The organism is Marinobacterium sp. xm-d-530 (assembly GCF_013283365.1).
GTDB lineage: Bacteria > Pseudomonadota > Gammaproteobacteria > Pseudomonadales > Balneatricaceae > Marinobacterium_E.
The window spans coordinates 32,265-52,437 of the sequence record NZ_WBYM01000005.1 but is presented as its reverse complement, the minus strand read 5'-3'; the positions used below and the strand labels follow the sequence as shown (position 1 = coordinate 52,437).

General features: G+C 46.4%; 19 protein-coding genes and 1 pseudogene. 9 read left to right on the top strand and 11 right to left on the bottom strand.

What is annotated here, in order from left to right:
* The first annotated feature begins 99 nt into the window (after window positions 1-99).
* Window positions 100-1,083, top strand: a complete 984-nt coding sequence (locus XMD530_RS09220; RefSeq protein WP_173480969.1) for a hypothetical protein — start codon at window positions 100-102, stop codon at window positions 1,081-1,083.
* Between the two features lie 34 nt (window positions 1,084-1,117).
* On the opposite strand, the gene XMD530_RS09215 is transcribed toward XMD530_RS09220, so the two are convergent.
* Both XMD530_RS09215 and XMD530_RS09210 read right to left on the bottom strand, forming a co-directional pair.
* Window positions 1,118-2,353 carry a hypothetical protein gene (locus XMD530_RS09215; protein ID WP_173480968.1) on the bottom strand — a complete coding sequence of 412 codons (1,236 nt, stop codon included), beginning with the start codon at window positions 2,351-2,353 and terminating at the stop codon, window positions 1,118-1,120.
* Window positions 2,354-2,361: 8 nt separating this feature from the next.
* Window positions 2,362-3,558, bottom strand: a complete 1,197-nt coding sequence (locus XMD530_RS09210; RefSeq protein ID WP_173507081.1) for a glycosyltransferase — start codon at window positions 3,556-3,558, stop codon at window positions 2,362-2,364.
* 183 nt (window positions 3,559-3,741) lie between these two features.
* Between XMD530_RS09210 and XMD530_RS09205 the strand changes: the two genes are divergently transcribed.
* Complete coding sequence (locus XMD530_RS09205) at window positions 3,742-4,215, top strand: hypothetical protein (RefSeq protein ID WP_173507080.1); 474 nt, start codon at window positions 3,742-3,744, stop codon at window positions 4,213-4,215.
* Here XMD530_RS09205 and XMD530_RS09200 read toward each other — a convergent pair.
* The 6 genes from XMD530_RS09200 to XMD530_RS09175 all read right to left on the bottom strand — a co-directional run bounded on the left by XMD530_RS09200 (window position 4,160) and on the right by XMD530_RS09175 (window position 9,110).
* Window positions 4,160-5,323 (bottom strand): WecB/TagA/CpsF family glycosyltransferase, encoded by a 1,164-nt coding sequence (locus tag XMD530_RS09200; RefSeq protein ID WP_173480964.1) that lies wholly within the window; start codon window positions 5,321-5,323, stop codon window positions 4,160-4,162. The two genes, XMD530_RS09205 and XMD530_RS09200, sit on opposite strands and share 56 nt — an antisense overlap.
* A gap of 12 nt (window positions 5,324-5,335) precedes the next feature.
* Window positions 5,336-5,818: an OmpA family protein gene (locus tag XMD530_RS09195; RefSeq protein WP_173480963.1), complete on the bottom strand. Its 483-nt coding sequence runs from the start codon at window positions 5,816-5,818 to the stop codon at window positions 5,336-5,338.
* Window positions 5,819-5,826: 8 nt separating this feature from the next.
* Window positions 5,827-6,333: a hypothetical protein gene (locus XMD530_RS09190; RefSeq protein WP_173480962.1), complete on the bottom strand. Its 507-nt coding sequence runs from the start codon at window positions 6,331-6,333 to the stop codon at window positions 5,827-5,829.
* 3 nt (window positions 6,334-6,336) lie between these two features.
* Window positions 6,337-6,681, bottom strand: coding sequence for an STAS domain-containing protein (locus tag XMD530_RS09185; RefSeq protein WP_173480961.1), 345 nt, complete (start codon window positions 6,679-6,681; stop codon window positions 6,337-6,339).
* 73 nt (window positions 6,682-6,754) lie between these two features.
* Window positions 6,755-7,348, bottom strand: coding sequence for an AAA family ATPase (locus tag XMD530_RS09180; RefSeq protein ID WP_173507079.1), 594 nt, complete (start codon window positions 7,346-7,348; stop codon window positions 6,755-6,757).
* A gap of 97 nt (window positions 7,349-7,445) precedes the next feature.
* Entirely contained in the window at window positions 7,446-9,110 is a 1,665-nt protein-coding gene (locus XMD530_RS09175) for a SpoIIE family protein phosphatase (RefSeq protein WP_173507078.1), read from the bottom strand.
* Window positions 9,111-9,315: 205 nt separating this feature from the next.
* Here XMD530_RS09175 and XMD530_RS09170 point away from each other — a divergent pair, with 205 nt between their 5' ends.
* The 3 genes and pseudogenes from XMD530_RS09170 (at window position 9,316) to XMD530_RS11540 (ending at window position 11,169) form a co-directional block, all read left to right on the top strand.
* On the top strand, window positions 9,316-9,714 hold the full coding sequence (locus XMD530_RS09170; protein WP_173483968.1) for an Hpt domain-containing protein: 399 nt from the start codon (window positions 9,316-9,318) through the stop codon (window positions 9,712-9,714).
* 24 nt (window positions 9,715-9,738) lie between these two features.
* Window positions 9,739-10,656 (top strand): annotated as a pseudogene (locus XMD530_RS11445) (sigma-54-dependent transcriptional regulator); the annotation flags it as partial.
* A gap of 51 nt (window positions 10,657-10,707) precedes the next feature.
* Entirely contained in the window at window positions 10,708-11,169 is a 462-nt protein-coding gene (locus XMD530_RS11540) for a helix-turn-helix domain-containing protein (protein ID WP_371731765.1), read from the top strand.
* Here XMD530_RS11540 and XMD530_RS09160 read toward each other — a convergent pair.
* From XMD530_RS09160 to XMD530_RS09150, 3 genes are all read right to left on the bottom strand, one after another.
* Window positions 11,166-12,200: a sensor domain-containing diguanylate cyclase gene (locus tag XMD530_RS09160; protein WP_173507077.1), complete on the bottom strand. Its 1,035-nt coding sequence runs from the start codon at window positions 12,198-12,200 to the stop codon at window positions 11,166-11,168. The two genes, XMD530_RS11540 and XMD530_RS09160, sit on opposite strands and share 4 nt — an antisense overlap.
* A gap of 206 nt (window positions 12,201-12,406) precedes the next feature.
* Window positions 12,407-12,901 (bottom strand): xanthine phosphoribosyltransferase, encoded by a 495-nt coding sequence (gene gpt, locus XMD530_RS09155; RefSeq protein WP_173480955.1) that lies wholly within the window; start codon window positions 12,899-12,901, stop codon window positions 12,407-12,409.
* Window positions 12,902-12,910: 9 nt separating this feature from the next.
* Window positions 12,911-14,275: an 8-oxoguanine deaminase gene (locus tag XMD530_RS09150; RefSeq protein ID WP_173507076.1), complete on the bottom strand. Its 1,365-nt coding sequence runs from the start codon at window positions 14,273-14,275 to the stop codon at window positions 12,911-12,913.
* A 174-nt stretch (window positions 14,276-14,449) separates the two neighbouring features.
* On the opposite strand from XMD530_RS09150, the gene XMD530_RS09145 reads away from it, so the two are divergent.
* From XMD530_RS09145 to guaD, 4 genes are read left to right on the top strand one after another with little or no spacing between them, the layout of a single operon-like run.
* Window positions 14,450-15,841, top strand: a complete 1,392-nt coding sequence (locus tag XMD530_RS09145; RefSeq protein ID WP_173494440.1) for a xanthine dehydrogenase small subunit — start codon at window positions 14,450-14,452, stop codon at window positions 15,839-15,841.
* A complete protein-coding gene (xdhB, locus tag XMD530_RS09140) occupies window positions 15,838-18,114 on the top strand; it encodes a xanthine dehydrogenase molybdopterin binding subunit (protein WP_173507075.1) in 2,277 nt (758 codons plus the stop codon). The genes XMD530_RS09145 and xdhB overlap by 4 nt, the downstream gene beginning before the upstream one ends.
* Window positions 18,111-18,890, top strand: coding sequence for a xanthine dehydrogenase accessory protein XdhC (xdhC, locus tag XMD530_RS09135; protein WP_173480951.1), 780 nt, complete (start codon window positions 18,111-18,113; stop codon window positions 18,888-18,890). The genes xdhB and xdhC overlap by 4 nt, the downstream gene beginning before the upstream one ends.
* Window positions 18,887-20,173 carry a guanine deaminase gene (guaD, locus tag XMD530_RS09130; RefSeq protein WP_173482501.1) on the top strand — a complete coding sequence of 429 codons (1,287 nt, stop codon included), beginning with the start codon at window positions 18,887-18,889 and terminating at the stop codon, window positions 20,171-20,173. Before xdhC ends, guaD begins: the two co-directional genes overlap by 4 nt.

The window sequence follows — 20,173 nt, the reverse complement described above, 5'->3', positions numbered from 1 at the left end:
AATCAATGGTCGAGAGTTCACACAATCTTGGGTCGATCTGTTCTATAAATTGACCTTATCAGCCTCAAGCGTCAGTTATCTTTTTAAGGGTAATTAATTATGAAGAACACAAATGAACCACCTATTCATATCGATCAACAGGTGGATCTTTTAGAGTATTTAGACGCTGTACTCCGCTCGAAATATCGTCTGTTGATCGCGGCCATTTTTTCAGCAGCTGCTGTCTTTGGTTTATCAAAGTTTGTGGATGATAAGTTTACCGCATCAGGAATCGCGGCTGTGAATATCAATGAAAATCCAGGTGGCGTAGCCCCAGAAAGTTATCGAGGTAGCGATGCCTTAGGATTATTAGAGCACGACTTCATTATTGATGTTGCACCTAGTAATGAACTTGATCGCTTGTTAGCTAAGTTAAATAGCTTTGAGTTTACAAAGTATTTTATTGATAAGCGCGGACTGCTGCCGATGTTGTTTCCCAACGAATGGAATGCAGAATCTGCCTCATTTCGTGAGGGGTTTGTTCCAGATTATCGAGTTGCCACTAAGATTTTTAGGGAAGAGCACGTTGGCCACTCTCATGATGAAAAAAGTGGTCTCTTGACCGTTTATGCGACCACTCACTCATCCGATTATTCTGCAGAGATTGTTAATCACTACCTTGCTGATTTTAATGCGTTTATTAAACAGCGCTCTGTAGAGACAATGAATTCTCGTCGTGACTATTTAGAACGCCGTCTGAGTGAGGTAAATAATATCGAAGTGCAACGTTCTATTTATCGTTTATTAGAAGCACAGTTGGGTGTCGAATCGATGATCCATGCTCGAGAGAATTATCCTTTTGAGATGATACAGCCTGCTAATCCACCGCTTTACAAGTCATACCCGAGCCGAAAAAAGTGGACCGTATTAGCTTTTGTAGGGGTGCTATTTTTAGGCCTCTTCTTTGTAATTGGGCTCGTCATTCTAAGAAAAATGAACGCTGCACTTTCTGAATACAAAGCCCGAGTTGGAAAGGTTCAAGCAAAGCCCATTTCTGGTGATGAGGTTACATCTCAGACTTTTGAAGAGTGGATTGATAAATAGAGACTCTCTATGCATTCGCCAGTTTCTATAGTGTCTATCTGTGATTCTGATACTCGAGTCTATAGATGACACTCAGGGCAATGATTATTGATGCATGGGCTAGACCATGGATATAAATATAGTGCACGGACAGTAAAGAGTTGAAAATATCGGTAATTAGTTTCGCAATGGATGCAACAAAAAATATGTTAGCTTTCCCCGTATGCTGAATAATTAACCAGTTGGTAGTCACTGCTTTCTTGAGTGTATAGATCATCAGTGCCACATAGAGCAAAGCACCCGTTATGCCAAATTTAAATGCCACACCTATTAAACCGAGATCTGAGCTGTAGAACTTATACCAAAAGATCTCTTGCTCTGTGATTGTCGCTGCACTTTGTTGACCAAATCCAAAAAATGGATGGTCCATCACAGTGTTAAGAGCAATCATGTAGGAGCGATAGCGAACACCATCATCGGCCCCTTCCATAACGGCAAAATATTGTTGAATGGCCAGTGTATAAAGCGGAATGATTAGAGCCATACCCAGGAAAAGCAATCCCATGCGTGGCTTTCTTGCAAACCATAGGTGATAGAGAAGAACACCCAGAATCATCATTGCCGTTGGTGCTCTTGCTTGAATAATGGACCATATCCAAACGGAAACACAAAATGTGATGCCCCAACCCAATTTTGCTCTTAAGCTTTCGGAAGTCACCATTAGATAGGCTGAAATTATGGTCGTTAGAAATAGAGCTACCTGTGGCGCTTTTAATCGATATCCTCGATGCTCGTCATGCGTTGTCATCCCTTTTATAGTTGGGTCAGAGGAGTTGTAGGCAGCTTCAAGATCGATACGGAAATAGTGAAATACATAACTAAAAACAATGGCAGCAAACACCAACAGAACGACTCTATTAATGTCCTCAACTTTGTAACCAATTCGGTACAAGAAGTAGAGAGTAGGGGCAATAAACACAATCAGAAATTCACGTGATGCCATCATGCTGGGTAGCATTGACACACCAGCATTCACAGAGAATTGATAGGCCGGTAGCACAAAGGTGTAAGCCACAAATAGCAGGGTGGTGAACACCCAAAAACTCCATCGAAGGTTTTGCTCTTTAACGTTCAGTGCTGCAACCAGTGCAGAGTAGCCAAATAGAATAAAGGTTAGGAGAAAACCGACCTCCTGTAATCTATTGGCCATAAAGTAATAGGCACCCTTAAACGCTGTATAGAAGATGACAGCCAGTGCAAAGGTGATAAGGGCTCGAGTCGAGATGAACACAGGGTCGATTAAGCCGATAGCAGATTGATTTCGTTGACCATGAAACCTAGAACCCTATCCCAGGTGTACTTTTCACGTACCCGCTCACGACTCTTTTGTTCCAGTGTCTCCCATAGCCTTTGATCATGCAGCAAGCGATCAATTGAGTTCGCCATATCTGCAGCGGTATCGTCTATGCATAGGTGGGTTAAGTGGTCCGCATCTATGCCTTCGGCACCCACCGATGTGGTTGATATGGGAAGTCCTCTGCACATTGAGTTGAGCACTTTGACTTTAATGCCTGAACCAAATGTGAGTGGTGCAACAAACACACGAGAGCGTTTGAACAGTGGCTCTAGGTCATCAACAAAGCCTAGCAAGTGAATGTCTTGGATCTGTGCAACTCTGTCGACAAGACGTTGTGCAGGATTACCACCTGCGATGTCTAGAATCAGGTTAGGATTGTTGGCCTTTATCTCCGGCCACACTTGTTCAATAAACCAGAGTAAGCCATCAACATTGGCTTCCCAACTGAGTGTGCCTACATAGAGAAGTCGCTTCTCTGTCTCTTCAAATCTGATGCTAGGGAGAGCAAGTTGAGTATCATCCCCAAGGTGGTATGTCTCTCTTGCTAGAGAGGTGTCTGCTCCGATTTTGGAGAGATTGTCTATATCGTTGGGAGAAGCAAAAAATAGATCAGAGCGACGACAGACATCAGATTCAAACTTTGCAACGCGTTTGGCTTCGCAATTTGCGATGGTACGCATAACCCAATTATTACCCTCTTTGCCATAACGATCCCACATTAGGTAGGTGGCGTTATGAGCATGAAATATTACTTTGCCTCTGAAATGGTTGGGTATGTATTGAGCTGCTTCGTAGTGATCTACCAATATGATTTCGTAATCGTTCGCGATCTCTGCAATACGCTCTTTCAGTTTTTTTGAGCCTGACCTTAAGACATTAAGAGGGATCGATTTCAGATAGCTCTTAACCAAGTTTTTAGGTGAACGTGGTTCTTCAACCCTTTCAAAGAGTAACTCCTCTAGATCTATCAACTGCGAAAATTCAGTTACATGTTCACTCCCATATTTAAGTGGGCAGGCCAGGGCAACAGAGTAGTGGTTGGTTAGGTACTTCAGCATATTCCAACTCTTGACTCGCCCACCTCTATTAGCGGGGTAGGGAAGCTCTATGCTGATCATTAACAGTGTCTGTTTACTCATAATATTTCTCAAGTTGGCCTGTAAATTGCTTATCACTTGGCAAGTAATGGGTTTGCACCCAGCTAGTTAAAGCAATTTGTGTGCCACATAGAGAGGAATTAGATGAGAGCTCTGTCGAAAATTTTATTCATCTTAGGATATCTATCTGTTATCGGACCACCTCGAGCGTCTAATCTACAGACTATGGAAAAAGCGGAGGCTGGTGAGTTGAAGAATCAGCCATTGGTCGTTGTGCTGATTGTTGAATACTTAATGAGATCGGTGATGCTGTTGCTTATCTTTTTTGGCATCGAATTCGTTGTAGGGAAGGCAATTTATGAAACCTACTATCTGGATTACCTTGGCTTACTGATGCTCAGTGTTGGCGCGTTCCACACATTCAGTTATTACCTCTGCTTTGCCCTAATAAACCCTTCTAAGAAGATAGTTCGATTCAGACTCTATCGACTGCTAAGAAATCTAGCCTACTCTTGGTTGCCCGGAGTTGGGATTGCCGCAGTGATCTTATTGGTAGAGTTTTTAAAGGAGAAAGACCCTTTTACCCATTTTGAAATGGTGGTGAACGTTTATCTTATCTCAACTGCACTGGTGTTATTGATCGCTATGATTGAGTGGGCGCTAGTGAAACGTCATCCACTGGGCTTGGATGTTGAATAATAGTGAATTGATCAGATACGCAAGCGTATTCAAACTGTTGCAGATGAACTGAATCAAGGTTTTTAAGCGTCAAGCTGTGACCGCTTATATTGATCTGCTTTTGCACCAGTTGTAGCAGGGCGATGAATGAACCATCCAGCCGAGATAGGCCTTTGAGATCGATTACCCGAACTCTCTCCTCTTCAATTAACTCAATTAATGCACTTCTAAGATTTGATAAGTTTCTGTGAAGTGCATCACCCGATATTTGTAGGGTGTTTGAGTCGTTTAGATAACTAAACTCCAAAGGTATCTGCGGTAGCTGAGACTGCTTCTGCATTAGATCTTTATAGGGACGTATTTTGGTGAGGTATTGCCAAATAAATGCACGACCATCATGCCAATACCGCTTAAATAGACTCGTCTCTTCCCATATACGCCATAACCACTCTAAACCGCTGCGTTGAATCCAAAGAGGGGCCCTGTTTACTGTTCCTGCAACAAAATTGATGACCGCACCGAGATGTGAAATGACCGGAACATCAAGATCGTGGCGGTTTAGTTCGATCCATTGCTGGCCTCGTTTTGCCCCTAACGCAACAATTAATAGATCCGCATCTGACTGATTGATCTGTTTTATGACCTTGGGGTCGCTCATCTCATCCATGGATCCAAAGCCGGGGCTGTAAAAACCAACGACTTCCATGCTGCTGTTGTCTAATGCGATCTTTTTGAACGCTTCAGCTGCGGTACCATCGGGGCCACCAAAAAAGACCACTCGGATGGGGCGATCTGGGTTTCGATACTCTTGCCTAACCCTTTCAAACACTGAAGAGCCAGCGACGCGTTCTGGCAAAGGAATCCCTAGAGTTTTTGCAATCCAGATAAGCGGCATGCCATCTGCGACCACCCAATCTGAGTTGATGACTGAATCTCTAAATTGCGAATCATTTTGTGCAGTGATTGCAAAATTTAGGTTCGGTGTAGTGAAGAAGCAGCGCTCCTCTTTTAGCATCGCATCAATCAGATGATCTGTCGTCTCTTGCTCTGTTGTGCAGTCAAACGGCAGGCCCATAACGGTCCATACATTTCGCGTTAGATCACGTGCAATCGCTTCTTCTCGTGTCATGATTTGGCTCTATTAGAATAGTGATAGAGTGACTCGTCGATTCAGTTGACGGCCCTGTTCGGTTCGGTTATTTGCAACGGGTTGGGATTCGCCCATGGAGGCTGTGGCCAGTTTTTCAGCTGGATAGCCAATATCAACCAGTGTTAGTAGGACGGACTCGGATCGATTTAACCCCAGTTGATCATTGTATTGTTCACTTCGATTCCAATCGGTATGCCCATTCAAAATGATTGACGGACGCTGCTCACCCAGTGTCTTAACAAACTCTTTGAGTTTGACCCTTTCGGTTGGCGTCACTTCATGACTGTCGTTGGCGAAGTAGATGATCGGTAGCACAATGTTGACTACTGCTTGAGGCTGTAAAGGCGTGGCGATATTCGGCAACGAGTGCGAAAAATAGATTGTCTCGTTTTCGTTTTGTATCGGTTGTTGGCTGCAACCAGACAGGAGTAAACTGACCAATGACCCTAGCATGAGGCCGTCATATTTTTTCATGATCACTCCTATCCGTTCACAACCGATTTCAACGGGGTCAGTAAACCTAGTCTCTTAAAGACTAAAAAGGGTGCCGCTAAACACTTAAGTTTCTGGTCCCGTTTTATTAAACCCGGCATTAACAGGTTGGCTCTGCCGCTAAAAGGCGCACTGAGTACAAACTGCTCAATATCGATCGCATTGCGGTGAATGTTAGCCAAAGATTCGTGCGTTAAATGGGTATCACTGTAGTAGACCTTCTCTAGCTCAAGATGCAGATTAGAAATGGCATCTAACCAGTGCTCATAACTCATCATGCAGTTGGGCGTAAGGAGCGAACGACGGACATCTTCTGGAAGTTTGTCCAGGATGTTCATCTGTCCGTTATTGAACCGTTCAATCAACTCAATGGCCGCCTTATAGAAGATAATTGAGGTGATGCGCGACTCAATAAGTGCATTGGGTAGCTTTGATCCCTTTGACTCCGCCAGTGTAAGCACGGCGGAGTCTAGGTGTTCACGAAGGGCTTCGTACATCAGTTAAGCCGCTTTGCTAACTCGCTCGATGGCAGCGTTTGGATCTTGATAGATCTCGAATAGCTCTTGCAGGCGTGTCAGTTCCAGCAGAGATTGCACCGCTGGTTGAGGTGACAAGATCACCGCTGAACCACCCAGCTTTTGAATGTTTTTGTAGACAGCAACAAGCACGGCTAATCCACTCGAATCGGTAAAGCTCATGCCGGCTAAATCGATGACTAGGTTGGTTTTTCCTTCATCGATCATCTCTGTAAGTTGCTGTTTCACGCTGTTCGCATTGGCCATAGTAAGTTTCTCTGGCATGTGAACGACGTTAGCTGAATCGTAAGAACTGACTGTAAAACTCATCGGTAACTCCTAAGTTAATTATGTACCTATATATCCTTAGCAATAGGTGTGCCAACTTAAGGGGTTGTTCCGATTATCGAGGCAGTTTTAGTCTATTTTTAATAAAACTTTTTACATCTGAGGGGAGAGCATCAATCCTAATATCGGCTTGATCACGGTATGGGGCAATGTGACTATCGAAACCAGGTCGCACTTGATCGTTATATTGACGACGAATATCGTCTGGTTCGCGACCTCGTTCAATTTGGTCTCGTTCAAAACGGCGTTGGAAACAGACCTCTTGAGGAACATCTAAGTAGATTTTGACATCAAAGGCTGAGACTAAATTCGGTTGTGACAGTAGAAAAAGCCCCTCCACAATAATTACATCCAGGGGTTCGATGATCAAAGTCTCTTGCTGGCGTCTGTGAACAACAAAGTCATAGGTTGGAATTTCTGTTGCCAATCCCTGTTTAAGTTCATTTAATTTCTCGGCCAGTAGATCAAGTTCTAGCGCTTGAGGCTCATCGTAATTACTTAGCGGGTGGCCAATAGGGTTGTAAAAATTGTCCTGGCTAAACAGCGTGGCCGTTAATCCCTGTGATTGAATGCCCTGCAAGAGGGCGTTAGCTACGGTGGTTTTCCCAGATCCAGACGCACCGGCAACGGCAATCAAAAGAGGTTTCACGTCAATTCCATCGGTTCAAAATGTGCTCAGATTATAGAGAGATCAGTTCTGGAAATGAATAAGCTGCAATAGATGCGGCTTATTTTGAGTGACTTTATTAGCTGTTTTTAAAACGCAGTCGCCATAGGTTTGCATCATTGTCACGCATACAGCTGATTTGATCGATCCAACTCATCATGATGTGTTGGCCACGCCCTGACTCTGATTCACCTGAATAGGGCTTAGGTGGGCATAGATGAGGAAGCTCTACGGAATACTCTTGAATATTGAACTCAATCCAGCTTTTAGAGGTCGTTGTGATGATCTCTATAGGAAGCTCCGCGTAATCTTCTGGCCAAACAGTATGTTCAACAAAATTGTTCAGTAGTTCAGCTAGCGCGGTTCTGATCTTAGAGAGGATTAGATCATCGGTATTAAGCAGTTTTAAGTGAAGATAGATACGATCCAGTGTCTTTTCTACGTCGCTCTCTGTAGGGCGTAAACTGATCAGAAATGGCTGGACGTTCAACTCTGTCTCTTGGTTGTTTTCCGAGGAGCGTTTAATCAACATGACCGATACATCATCTTCTGGGGTCTCTTGGTTACCCCAATCATAGGCAAATTGCTTAATGATATCTAACTGAGTTTCGGCATCTTTACTGCGTTCACGTTTCAGTATGTTTTCGATCGCATTGCGGCCTAGGGCTGAGTTTGTTTCATCAACAATATCAAACAGTCCATCACTACTTAACAGTAATGAAGAGCCTGGTAAAAAGGGAAGGGATCGTGTTTCAAAGTCGGCAAACTCAAACATTCCAACCGGAAAGCTGCCGCGGGTTATCTGCATCATATCACCCTGTTCGCTTAATACGCAGGGGTGAGGGTGCCCTGCTTGGCAGTACCTTAGGGTATTGGCTTGTTCATCTATCATGCCAAGGAACATAGTGAAGTAGAGGCCTGAAAAACGCTCACTCGGAAAGCGCTCATTCAGTCTGCGTACGATTTGGTGAAGCGGTGGCAAGACACTTTGATTGATGTAGTAACCCAGCATCTGTTGAATGGCATTTTGTAAGGTAAAGGAGAGCATAGCCGATGCGACCCCGTGTCCCATTACGTCGATCTGATAGATCAGTACTTGATTGTTATTGGTTGTGACATATCCCATTGAATCACCACCAATGCCACGTGCTGTTTTAAAGTGTGTAGCGAGTTCTAGGGTGGGTGATAACCACTGATTCTTTGGTACATACTCCTCTTGAAGATGCGTCGCAAATTGCAACTCTTCCTCGTTTTGCTTCTGCGCAGCTTCCAGTGCAGTCACGGTTTCGTTGAGTTGCTCGTTCTGGTCGGTGACACTTTTACGCATGCTTACCAAGCGAGCTCCTGCAGCCAGCCGTACACGAAGTTCCTCTTTAACAGCGGGTTTACGCAAAAAATCATCCGCGCCTGCATCCATACAGGTGACCAGCTCATTTTGATCATTCTCTGCGGTCAGCATAACGACGTAGGGTGATCCGTAACGCTCGTTACTTCTCAGAGTGCGACAGAGTGTTTTGCCATCCATCTCTGGCATCACTTGATCTGAGAGGATCAATTGAAATTGGTCTCTCTCCAGCAGTGCGAGTGCCTCTTTACCATCACAGGCCTCAACGACTTCATAGCCTAGGTCTTTTAACATCGCGCCAAGGCGAGCTCGTTCGGTAGGGCTGTCATCAACCATTAGGATTCTATTGATATCAAAATGGTCTTGTTCGCTAATCTTCGCTGATACTGCAATATTCATCTTAAAACTCGGTCTGTTTAGTTCGTATTGCAAGAGGGTAAGCACAAACCGTGCCAACAGCTCTGAATCAAATATCTAGACTTTTTGCATTTTGCGAATCACTATGAATAGATCTTTTTATAAGCAGTAAGAAGAGTTGGCATGGACCTTGCTTTCACCTGTTATGCCTTCACTGTTTAGAAGGGTTAATTAAGGAGATAGTTAAATGGGACAAATCATCGATTCAATGGATCAGGCGGTTGCTTCAAAGGTTTCTGAAGTACTGGATCTTGCAGTACTGGAGCGTCTTTTAGAGGACACGTCGATCGATTTTTTGCCAAGCCTTATTGAAGTGTTTGAATCAGAATCTTCACAGCGTTTAGAAAAAATCAGTAAAGCGATGTCTGAAAATGATTTAGCGACTTTAGGTATCGAAGCACATTCACTGAAAGGTACCTCAGCAACCTTTGGTGCCGAAACGCTTCGTTCTACCGCTGAACGCATAGAAAAAGCAGCCAAATCTGGCGATCAAGCTACGGTTGATCAGTTTGTGCCTTCTGTACCCTCGCAGCTGGAATCTGTCCTTGCAGAGTTGAACCGTTTTTCATCAGCGCTATCGGCATAATAAAGTTAATTGAGGAAATTTCTGATGTCTCAGAATCAAGTATTAATTGTTGAAGACAGTGCCAGTCTGCGACGTATCTATGCACAGTACGTTGAGAAGGAGGGGGTACTAGTTGATGCCGCCGCCACACTGGCTGAAGCTCACACCGCACTTGATTCCAAGGTCTATCAGGTCGTTCTTCTGGATCTGCGCCTGCCTGATGGTGATGGCTTTGAGCTTCTTAAACGAATAATTGAGCATCAGATTAAGTCGTTGGTGATTATTATGACTGCGCATGGGTCGATCGATGTTGCTGTCGATGCCATTCGTTTAGGTGCTTATGATTTTCTAGAAAAACCTTTTGATGCGCGTCGACTAAAGGTAGCGATCAGCTCAGCATTTGCACAGGTGGCAAAGCTCAATTTTGCCCCTGTCGATTTGGCAGAGAAGAGGGAGCGTGAGACCTTTCATAGCTTTATCGGTGCCAGTCCTGCGATGCAAGATATGTATCATCTTATCGAGCGTGCGGGCCCCAGTAAGGCATCTGTTTTTGTGACAGGGGAGAGTGGCTCAGGTAAAGAGCTCACTGCAGAAGCCCTGCATAAGCAGAGCGCGCGTTCTGAAGGCCCTTTCGTTGCTATTAACTGTGCCGCTATCCCTAAAGATCTTATGGAGAGTGAGATCTTTGGCCATGTGAAGGGTGCGTTTACTGGGGCCAGTGCCAATCGTGAGGGCGCAGCCAGCAAAGCCAATGGCGGTACACTTTTTCTAGATGAAATTGGTGAAATGAGTCTTGATTTGCAAACCAAATTGCTATGATTCATTCAGACCGGCATTATCCAGAAAGTGGGCAGTAATTCAGATGAGGTGGTTGATGTCCGATTCATCTGCGCAACGAACCGAGACCCTCTGGTTGAGGTGCAAGCGGGTCGTTTTAGAGAGGATCTCTACTATCGCCTGCATGTGATTCCTGTTCACCTGCCGCCGTTACGGGATCGAGGTGATGATATTTTAATGATTGCCGAATTCTTCCTAAACCGTTACGCGCGTGAAGAGACCAAGTATTTCGAGGGCTTTGAAGATGAAGCTAAGCGTAGACTACTGGAGTACCACTGGCCGGGCAATGTCCGCGAACTTCAGAATGTGATTCGTAATGTCGTTGTATTAAACGAGGGGGGTATGGTCGGTGTAGCCGATTTCCCGGCCCCGTTAAATTCGCTGCAGGAGATTGTGGCACCCCAACCCGTCAAAACAGAACAGCCAGAAGAGGTTCAAACGAGTAAATCCGCTAAGAAGTCTAAACCCTATTCGAAAGTGATGGCTCAGAGTTTAGACGAGATTGAACCTCTGGATGTATTAGAGCGAAAAATCATCGAAAATGCCGTCAAACTCTGTAAAGGCAATGTCCCTCAAGCGGCCGCGTTACTTGAGGTTAGCCCCTCTACACTCTACCGCAAAATAAAGGGTTGGAGTTAAGCACTGCGATCGCGACTCTGTTCATTAGGGTTAGGTATGCTGACCATGCCTAACTCTACCCGATCCCTTCCTTTTGCTTTGGCTCGATAGAGCGCATCATCCGCCCGTTTAAATAGCTCATCTGCATCAACACCGGCAATAAAACTACTGATACCGATACTAGCCGTTACCTTACTCACGGGTGTGAATGGGTGATCTCTTAGTGTGTTTCTAAGTTTTTCTGCAAGAATCAACGCTTCAGATTGGTTGGTGTTGGGAAGTATCAGCATAAACTCTTCACCGCCCCAGCGACCCAATATATCCACATCACGAATATTATTCTGAAGTAGTTTGGCGACAGCATAGAGAACGTCATCGCCTACAAGATGCCCGTGGGTATCATTGATCTGTTTGAAGTGATCAATATCTAACAGCAACAACGAAAATTGAGTGCCGTATCGGTTTGCACGTCGCAGCTCTGCTTCAAATAGCTCATCTAGCCTCGAACGATTGTAGAGACCGGTTAACTGGTCCGTCATCCATAGCTCTTCCAGTTTTTTCTGAGTCGAAATGTCTTCGCGAATCTCGGTGAATCCAATCAGATTAGCGTTTCGGTCGTATTGAGGCTCGATCTGAAGCTTGACCCAATAGAGTCCACCGTAGGCATTTTTCTCTTGGGTCTCAACACTCACGCCCCCTTTCTGACTTGCCTCTTGATATCGTTGTTGCAACAGACTTGCGCTGTTTTCGTCTGGAATTAAACGAGCTAATGTGCCTGATTTAAGTTGCTCTTTTGTATATCCCGTGTGATCGCAAAAGGCGCTAGATGCCTTAGTCACCTTGCCGTTTGGATCGGTATTCACCATTAAGATATGTTTGTCGATGATAGCAAGATGTCGCTGTGTCTTGTGACGCTCACGCTTAAGCTGTCTAAACTGCTTATGTCCACGTGAACGAAGTAGCTGCAGGGTTCGAGTCATTGTGGCCAGCACAATGATGATAAGGGTAACAGAGACTAAAAAGATGACGGGGTGGAGTCTTATCTCAGCCATTAGAGAGCTCTCATTAGCCCAAAGAGGTTGGCTAATGAGTAACAAAGATAGGCAGGAAACTAGGTAACTAAAACCCATACAAAATCCTTCCAAACATATGAAAGCTTAAGCCTAGCAGAGGATTTTGTTTTTGCAGGTTTATTTTTAGACGTTTTATTTAAGTAAAAAAGAACGCCCAATAAAAATAATAGTTATTTTGAAATCAGTTACTTATCGATAACTTCTGATAGTGGTTGTGCAAAGGTTTGCACCATATCCCAAGGGAAACGAATCCAAGTATCTTGGCTGACCTCAGTAATAAAGGTATCAACCAGTGGTTTGCCTGCCGGTTTTGCATAGAGAGTTGCAAAGTGCGCTTTAGGAAGCATTTCGCGAACGTATTTTGCGGTGCGGCCGGTATCAACCAGGTCATCGACCAAAATCATCCCCTCGCCATCACCTTCAATGCCTTTAAGTACTTCTATCTGCCCCTGAACAGAAGCTTCACCACTGTCTGAGTTTGAGTAGCTAAGGACACAGATCGTATCGATCATGCGAATATCCATCTCTCGAGCTAGGATGGCTGCTGGTACTAAGCCGCCGCGAGTGATGGCAATAATGCCATTCCAAGGCCCTTGTTCTAGAAGGCGCCAGCTCAGTGCACGTGCATTTCGGTGCAGTTCATCCCAGCTTACGGGAAAGTCTTTGCTGTAGGGTGTCATTATCTTCTCCTAAGAAATCGCACGAGCCGCAAGCGTATTAGCAGCCTCTTTATGTTCATGCATGATCTGTTCAATATCTTGACCGACTAACTCACCGGCCTTAACGCGCCACTCGCCATTCACCATTACGGCTTCTGCGCGATGTGCCCCACACAACAGCAGGGCGGCTAATGGATCGTGAGCACCGCTAAAGCGCGGCTCATCAAGCTTAAATAGAGCTAGGTCGGCTGCTTTGCCCACCGCGAGCTCACCTATATCGTTACGGCCTAATACCTGCGCTGAGCCTTTGGTACCCCAATGATAGGCGTCAAAATGGGTGACCGCAGAGGATCCGTAACGCAGGCGCTGGATGTACATGGCTTGGCGAACTTCTTGAATCATATTCGAGCAATCGTTCGACGCAGAACCATCGACGCCCAAACCTACCGGTGAACCGGCCGCTTCAAGCTCCTTCACTTTAGCAATGCCCGATGCCAGCATCATATTCGAGCTTGGGCAGTGACAGACTCCGACGCCAGCTTTACCCAATCGGGCAATCTCTTCGTCATTAAAATGTATGCCGTGCGCCAACCAAGTGTTACTGGATAGCCAACCAACAGACTCTAGGTAATCTACCGTTCGCATTCCTAAAGAGCGTTCACAGAAGTTCTCCTCGTCGATGGTCTCTGCTAGGTGCGTATGGAGTCGTACATTGAGTTGTTTGGCCAGACTGGCCGTGTCACGCATCAACTCGGTCGTCACAGAGAAGGGAGAACAGGGTGCTAAGGCGATTTGTGACATCGAATAGGGTTCGCTGTCGTGATAGCGAGAGACTAGGCGTTCAGAATCCTGCAAGATCTCATCTTCTGTTTGAACCACGGTATTAGGCGGTAATCCACCTTGATCTTGGCCCAAACTCATAGAGCCTCGGGTCATCGCCATACGCACACCCATCTCACGGCCGATTTCAACTTGATGATCAATGGCATCAGTAAGATTGGCTGGGAACAGATAGTGGTGATCAGAAGCGGTTGTGCAGCCGGACAACAGTAACTCGGCCAGTGCCAGTTTTGTGGCGGCACGATGAACCTCAGGATCTAAATTGGCCCAGACAGGGTAGAGCGTCTGAAGCCAAGGAAAAAGCTCTTTATTGAGCGCTGCGGGCAGTGCGCGAGTCAGTGTCTGATAGAAATGGTGGTGGGTGTTAATCAGACCGGGAATCAGAACCTGATCACTGACATCAATCGTTTGATCAATATTAACGGGTGTTTCACCCTTGGCAACCAGCTCTACGATCGTCTTGCCACTGACAACAATACCGCCAGAAGCATCCTCATCGTTTCCCGTGTAGATGGCTAATGGATTGGATAACCAGATGCGAAGATTGTCTGTCATACTTTGGCGGATCTCAAAGCTTGTTAATAATTGAAAAATAGTCGTCTATTGAACCCAATATTTGACTCAAAAATCAAATAAAAATTAACTTCAAGGTCAGTTTATTTATTTGACCACTTGGTTAGGTTTTAGCACAATAAGTCTATTATATATGACCCTTCAGGCAGCATTCATATGATCAGTTACTGGAAAAATGGTTCCATTGAGCAGGATAGTCCGCTTTCCAATACCGAGACTCTATTGGAATTCCTGCGTGAATCTAAACGTCTCACAGGGACCAAAGAGGGGTGTGCCTCTGGTGACTGCGGTGCCTGTACGGTTGTGCTTGTCTCTTTAGATGATAATAAAAGGCTTAAGTATGAGGCGGTCAATAGCTGTTTGATGCCGGCTGCTGAGTTGGCTGGTAAAGCGCTGATTACGATTGAAGATCTAGCGCAAGGCGATGATCTACACCCACTGCAACAGGCATTTATAGAGCAGCACGCATCGCAGTGTGGATTTTGCACCCCAGGGTTCATTCTTTCTGCACTTGCATTGAAAAAGCACGAATCCAATCCTGATGTGGAGGCGATCGATGAAGCCCTAGGCGGCAATCTTTGTCGATGCACCGGCTATTCACCCATTGTTAAAGCGGTTCAATTGGCCGATTGCAGCCAAGATCGATTTGCTCAGTGTGAAGTTGAGTTAATCAACTCCCTGAAGCAGCTACAAAACTCAACGGCATCCGTTGTCGGTTTCCATCAACCTCGAACATTAGAAGCCCTTTGTGAATTGAAATCGGAGCATCCAGAGGCCATTTTGTTATCCGGTGGTACTGATTGGATGCTGCGGGCGACTCAGGGGCTTGAACAGGTCGAGACGCTTATCAGTACTGATAGGGTTGCCGGCTTAAATCAGTTAACCCTTGTGGCTGGGCACTGGTCAGTCGGTGCAGCGGTCTCTTTGAGTCGAATTAAAAATCAGGCAAAAGCGTCTGGTTTTCATGCTCTTGATCAGTTGCTCAGTCGATTTGCGTCACAACAGATCCGTAATTGCGCGACCTTGGGGGGTTCTATCGGAAATGCCTCTCCAATTGGTGATTTGGCGCCGTTGATGCTCGCCTTAGATACAGAGTTGGTTTTGAACTCTGTTCACCAAGAGCGCAGGGTTGCACTAAAACATTTCTTCTTAGGCTATAAACAGACAGCGTTGAGTCCGGATGAGGTGATCAGTCAGATTAACTTCAACCTTGGTGATCAGGCCCAGGTTCATTTTGAGAAGGTATCCAAACGTCTGGATGATGATATCTCTGCCGTTGCTGTAGCGACTCATTACACCATGCATGAGGGACAGTTAACCTCTTTGCGAATAGGGTTAGGAGGTATGGCGGCCACTCCGGTTTTGGCACTGGGTGTGATGGCTGCTTTTGAAGGTAAAGAACCCTCATCCATTACCCTGGATCAGGTCACTGATGCGTTAGGCGAGTTAACACCTCTATCAGACCTCAGGGCCAGCGCTGATTATCGCCTCAAAGCCTGTGCCCGTGTCATTCACTTCCATCTAATCAGTGCGAAGGAGTCTGTATGAAACCTGTAGGCGTTTCAGTCACTCACGACAGTGCGTTGTTGCATGTGACGGGTAGAGCACGATATGTGGATGATACTCCCTTACCTGAAGGCACCCTGTTTGCTGCCATCGGGCAAGCATCCATCTCCCGAGGCCGTCTGTTATCTTTGGATCTGAGTGCAGTGCAAGAGGCTCCAGGTGTTATTGCCGTGCTGACGTCCAGTGATATTCCTGGAATCAAAGATATCGGTCCTGTCTTTCCGGGTGACCCACTTTTAGTGGATGGCGACGTGCTTTTTCACGGTCAACCGATCTTTCTTGTGGTGGCTACGGATGAGAAGCAAGCTCGCTCTGCGGCATTATTGGCTGAGGTTCAATACGAAGAGTCTAAGCCAATCCTCTCTATTGAAGAGGCCAAGTCCCAGGCGTATCGAGTACGTCCTCCTCATGTGATGCAGAGAGGCGATCTGTCCACAATGGACAGATCTGAACATCAGTTCTCTGGTGAATTGCGAATTGGCGGTCAAGAACATCTCTATCTTGAAGGGCAGGCCTCTTTGGCAGTGCCAACAGAGGAGGGAGGTATTCATCTTCTCTGCTCTACTCAGCACCCAACTGAGGTGCAAACCCTAGTCTCTGAAGTGTTGGGCCTTCCATTTCATGAGGTGGTTGTTGAAGTACGACGCATGGGAGGCGCTTTTGGCGGTAAAGAGACACAGGCAGCGCCTTGGGCTTGTTTAGCCTCACTGGCGGCGCACAAGCTAGGTAAACCGGTAAAACTTCGTCTACCTAGATCAACTGATATGACGGTAACGGGGAAACGACACCCCTTTATTAACCAATATCAAGTGGGATTCCGTAGTGATGGTCAAATCGAAGCGGTACAGATTGACATTAATGGCGACTGTGGCTGCTCTCCAGATTTGAGTGATGCCATTGTGGATCGTGCGATGTTCCACAGTGACAACGCCTACTATTACCCGGCTGCAAAAATCACTGGTGAGCGTTGGCGAACCGATAAGGTTTCTAACACGGCGTTTCGTGGCTTTGGCGGGCCTCAGGGGGTCATCACGGCTGAAGCGATGTTGGATGATATTGCACGCAACTGTAAACAGGATCCTTTAGATACACGGCTTAAGAACCTCTATTCAGGTCAGCAGACACACTATGGTCAAACCGTCGACGGAACAACGCTGCGGGAGATCATGACCCGCCTTAGAGAGAGTGCTGACTATGACCGTCGTCGTCAGAAAATAGCTAAACATAACTTAGCTTCATCTCGTTATCTTAAAGGGCTGGCGTTAACCCCGGTGAAGTTTGGTATCTCCTTTACTGTTAAGCATCTCAATCAAGCGGGCGTGCTTGTTCACATCTACACAGACGGTTCCGTTCTGGTCAGTCAGGCGGGTACTGAGATGGGGCAGGGACTTTACACTAAAGTGGCTCAAGTGGTTGCCTCAGTATTGGGCATTGAGATCGATCGAGTGAAGATGAGCAGCACTCGAACTGACAAGGTTCCCAACACGTCACCGACAGCAGCTTCAAGCGGCAGCGACATGAATGGTATGGCAGCCCATGACGCAGCGACCACCCTGAAGAGTCGAATTGCAGATTTCATTGCCAATCGCGAATCGATTAGTGCCGAAGAGATTGAATTCAAACAGGGGCTGTTGAGCTGGGGTGCCAGTTCAATCACGTTTGCCGAGGCTGTAAAAGCAGCCTATATGGATCGTGTTCAGCTCTCTGCCACAGGCTTCTACAAAACGCCAAATATCTGGTATGACAGAGCTTCTGCACAAGGCAACCCATTTCTTTACTACGCTAACGGTGCCGCCTGCTCGGAGGTCATTATCGATCGACTAACGGGCGCCACTCATATCGAACGAGTCGATATCTTGCACGATACGGGTAGCTCATTGAATCCAGCCTTGGACAAGGGACAGATAGAGGGTGGGTTTATTCAGGGAGTGGGGTGGTTAACCAGTGAGGAGCTTAAGTGGGATGACAAAGGGCGTCTACTGACAAACTCCCCAGCAACTTATAAGATCCCAGCGATTAGTGATCGACCCACTAAGCTAAGTATCGAACTGCTGGATAAACCGAACAGTGCGGCAACCATAGCAAGATCTAAAGCAGTCGGTGAGCCACCCTTTATGCTTGGCATCTCTGTCTGGTGTGCAATTCGCGATGCAATTTCGAGTGTTTCCGGCTATGGTATATCGCCTACCTTAGATGCACCGGCAACCCCTGAGGCCATTTTAAACGCCATTACTAACCTTGAGGACTCTCTGTGATTCAACGTTGGAGCTACAAACTTGCTGAGCTGTTAAAGCGGGGGCAACCGGTTGTTTTAATCACACAGGTCGGTGAGAGAGGCTCCAGTCCACGTTCGTCAGGTGCCAAGATGTTGGTCACCAGTAACGCCACGGTGGATTCACTCGGTGGGGGTAATCTTGAGCATCAGGCGATTGAATTCGCACGACAGCTACTGACAGAGCAGAAAGATGGTCTGCACGAACTTGAGTACACTCTGGCCGGTAATCTTGGGCAGTGCTGCGGTGGAGAGGTTAGGGTACTGTTTGAGGTTTTTAATACCTCTCTACAGCCTCTTTACCTATTTGGTGCCGGCCACATAGCTCAAGCGTTAGTGCCTCTGCTCGCGCAACTGCATTTTGCCGTTAACTGGGTGGATGACCGAGATGAGCTCTTTGTTCAGCCTATTCCAGATGGTGTGACCCGCATTGAACGTGATCCCATTGATGTGGCGCGAGATATTCCGAATGATGCATGGATGTTGATTATGACCCATGATCATCAACTGGATCTGGATCTTCTACTGGCAGCTATCGATGGAGGTCTGCCGACCTATACTGGCATGATAGGCTCAGAAACTAAGGCATTGAAATTCAGACAGCGTCTTGCTCAGCGGGGTATCTCTCAGGAAATCATTGACTCCATTCACTCGCCTATAGGCTTGCAGAATTTGCATACTAAATTGCCGGTAGAGATTGCGATTTCGGTTGCGGCTGATGTCATGACTCGGCTGCAGCAACAGCGGGGTGAATTATGAGTCAATCCTGGGCGTTACGTTGTCAGATCCTGAGTTGTACTTCTCAACCTAAAGATGATGAAGGGTGGTTCTATCACTCAGATGGGCTTATCTGGATAGTCGATGGATTGATTAAACGGGTAGGCAGTTACACTGATTTAAGAGAGCATATCCCCTCTGATCTTCAAATCGAGCATCGTCCTGGGCATCTACTGATTCCTGGATTTATCGATACCCATGTTCACTACCCACAACTTGAAATGATCGGTGCCTACGGGACTCAACTGTTGGATTGGTTGAATCGATACACCTTCCCTGTGGAATTAAAGTATCGCGATATTGATTACGCGACAGAGCAGGCTGGACGGTTTCTCGACCAGTTATTGGCGAACGGAACGACAACCGCCCTGGTGTTTGCGACCTCTTCGGTTAACTCAGTGGATGCCTTTTTTGCAGAATCCCTACGTCGTAATCTACGTATGGTCAGCGGCAAGGTTTTAATGGATCGGCATGCACCAGATGATCTGTGTGATACCCCTCAATCGGCCTATGACGACTCCTGTTCGTTAATTGACAAATGGCGTGGTAGTGGACGGTTGGGTTACGCGGTAACACCTCGCTTTGCACCCACATCGACCGACGCGCAATTAGAGGTCGCTGGTGCTCTAATGAAAGAGAATAGTGATGTCTACCTACACACCCATCTCTCTGAGAATGTCGATGAGATCGCATGGGTAGGGGAGTTATTTCCTGATCGCCAGGGCTATTTAGATACCTATGATCACTTTGGACTCGTGACCGATCGTTCGGTGTTTGCTCACGGCATTCACCTCAATGACGCTGAGATGCAACGTCTTCATGACTGTGGCTCCGCTATTTGTCACTGCCCATCCTCCAATCTTTTCTTAGGATCGGGGTTATTTCCTTTGAAGCGTCTGCAACAGGCTGGCGTTAATGTGACTATGGGTACTGATGTTGGGGGTGGTACGTCGCTCTCTATGCTGAGCACCCAAGGTGACGCCTATAAAATTCAGCAGATGGCGGGACATCTTCTTAAACCTTTAGAAGCCTTCTATATGGCCACTCTGGCCGGTGCTAAGGCATTGGGGCTGGATGATCGAATTGGCGCTTTAGCAGAAGGGTTTGAGGCCGATATGGTGTTGCTCGACTTGGCCTCTACACCGGTGATCGAAGAGCGGATGAAACGGGCTGATCAGATTGAAGATGTCTTATTTGCACTCTCTATTCTGGGGGATGATCGATCAATCGCACAGACCTATGTGATGGGCGAGCCTGCCCTTTAG

Excerpts from the sequence above, each read along its gene's own strand:
- XMD530_RS09220 (WP_173480969.1), top strand. The coding sequence starts at position 100 with ATGAAGAACACAAATGAACCACCTATTCATATCGATCAACAGGTGGAT.
- XMD530_RS09210 (WP_173507081.1), bottom strand. The coding sequence starts at position 3,558 with ATGAGTAAACAGACACTGTTAATGATCAGCATAGAGCTTCCCTACCCC.
- XMD530_RS09205 (WP_173507080.1), top strand. The coding sequence starts at position 3,742 with ATGGAAAAAGCGGAGGCTGGTGAGTTGAAGAATCAGCCATTGGTCGTT.
- XMD530_RS09200 (WP_173480964.1), bottom strand. The coding sequence starts at position 5,323 with ATGACACGAGAAGAAGCGATTGCACGTGATCTAACGCGAAATGTATGG.
- XMD530_RS09195 (WP_173480963.1), bottom strand. The coding sequence starts at position 5,818 with ATGAAAAAATATGACGGCCTCATGCTAGGGTCATTGGTCAGTTTACTC.
- XMD530_RS09190 (WP_173480962.1), bottom strand. The coding sequence starts at position 6,333 with ATGTACGAAGCCCTTCGTGAACACCTAGACTCCGCCGTGCTTACACTG.
- XMD530_RS09185 (WP_173480961.1), bottom strand. The coding sequence starts at position 6,681 with ATGAGTTTTACAGTCAGTTCTTACGATTCAGCTAACGTCGTTCACATG.
- XMD530_RS09175 (WP_173507078.1), bottom strand. The coding sequence starts at position 9,110 with ATGAATATTGCAGTATCAGCGAAGATTAGCGAACAAGACCATTTTGAT.
- XMD530_RS09170 (WP_173483968.1), top strand. The coding sequence starts at position 9,316 with ATGGGACAAATCATCGATTCAATGGATCAGGCGGTTGCTTCAAAGGTT.
- XMD530_RS11540 (WP_371731765.1), top strand. The coding sequence starts at position 10,708 with ATGATTGCCGAATTCTTCCTAAACCGTTACGCGCGTGAAGAGACCAAG.
- XMD530_RS09160 (WP_173507077.1), bottom strand. The coding sequence starts at position 12,200 with ATGGCTGAGATAAGACTCCACCCCGTCATCTTTTTAGTCTCTGTTACC.
- gpt (WP_173480955.1), bottom strand. The coding sequence starts at position 12,901 with ATGACACCCTACAGCAAAGACTTTCCCGTAAGCTGGGATGAACTGCAC.
- XMD530_RS09150 (WP_173507076.1), bottom strand. The coding sequence starts at position 14,275 with ATGACAGACAATCTTCGCATCTGGTTATCCAATCCATTAGCCATCTAC.
- XMD530_RS09145 (WP_173494440.1), top strand. The coding sequence starts at position 14,450 with ATGATCAGTTACTGGAAAAATGGTTCCATTGAGCAGGATAGTCCGCTT.
- xdhB (WP_173507075.1), top strand. The coding sequence starts at position 15,838 with ATGAAACCTGTAGGCGTTTCAGTCACTCACGACAGTGCGTTGTTGCAT.
- guaD (WP_173482501.1), top strand. The coding sequence starts at position 18,887 with ATGAGTCAATCCTGGGCGTTACGTTGTCAGATCCTGAGTTGTACTTCT.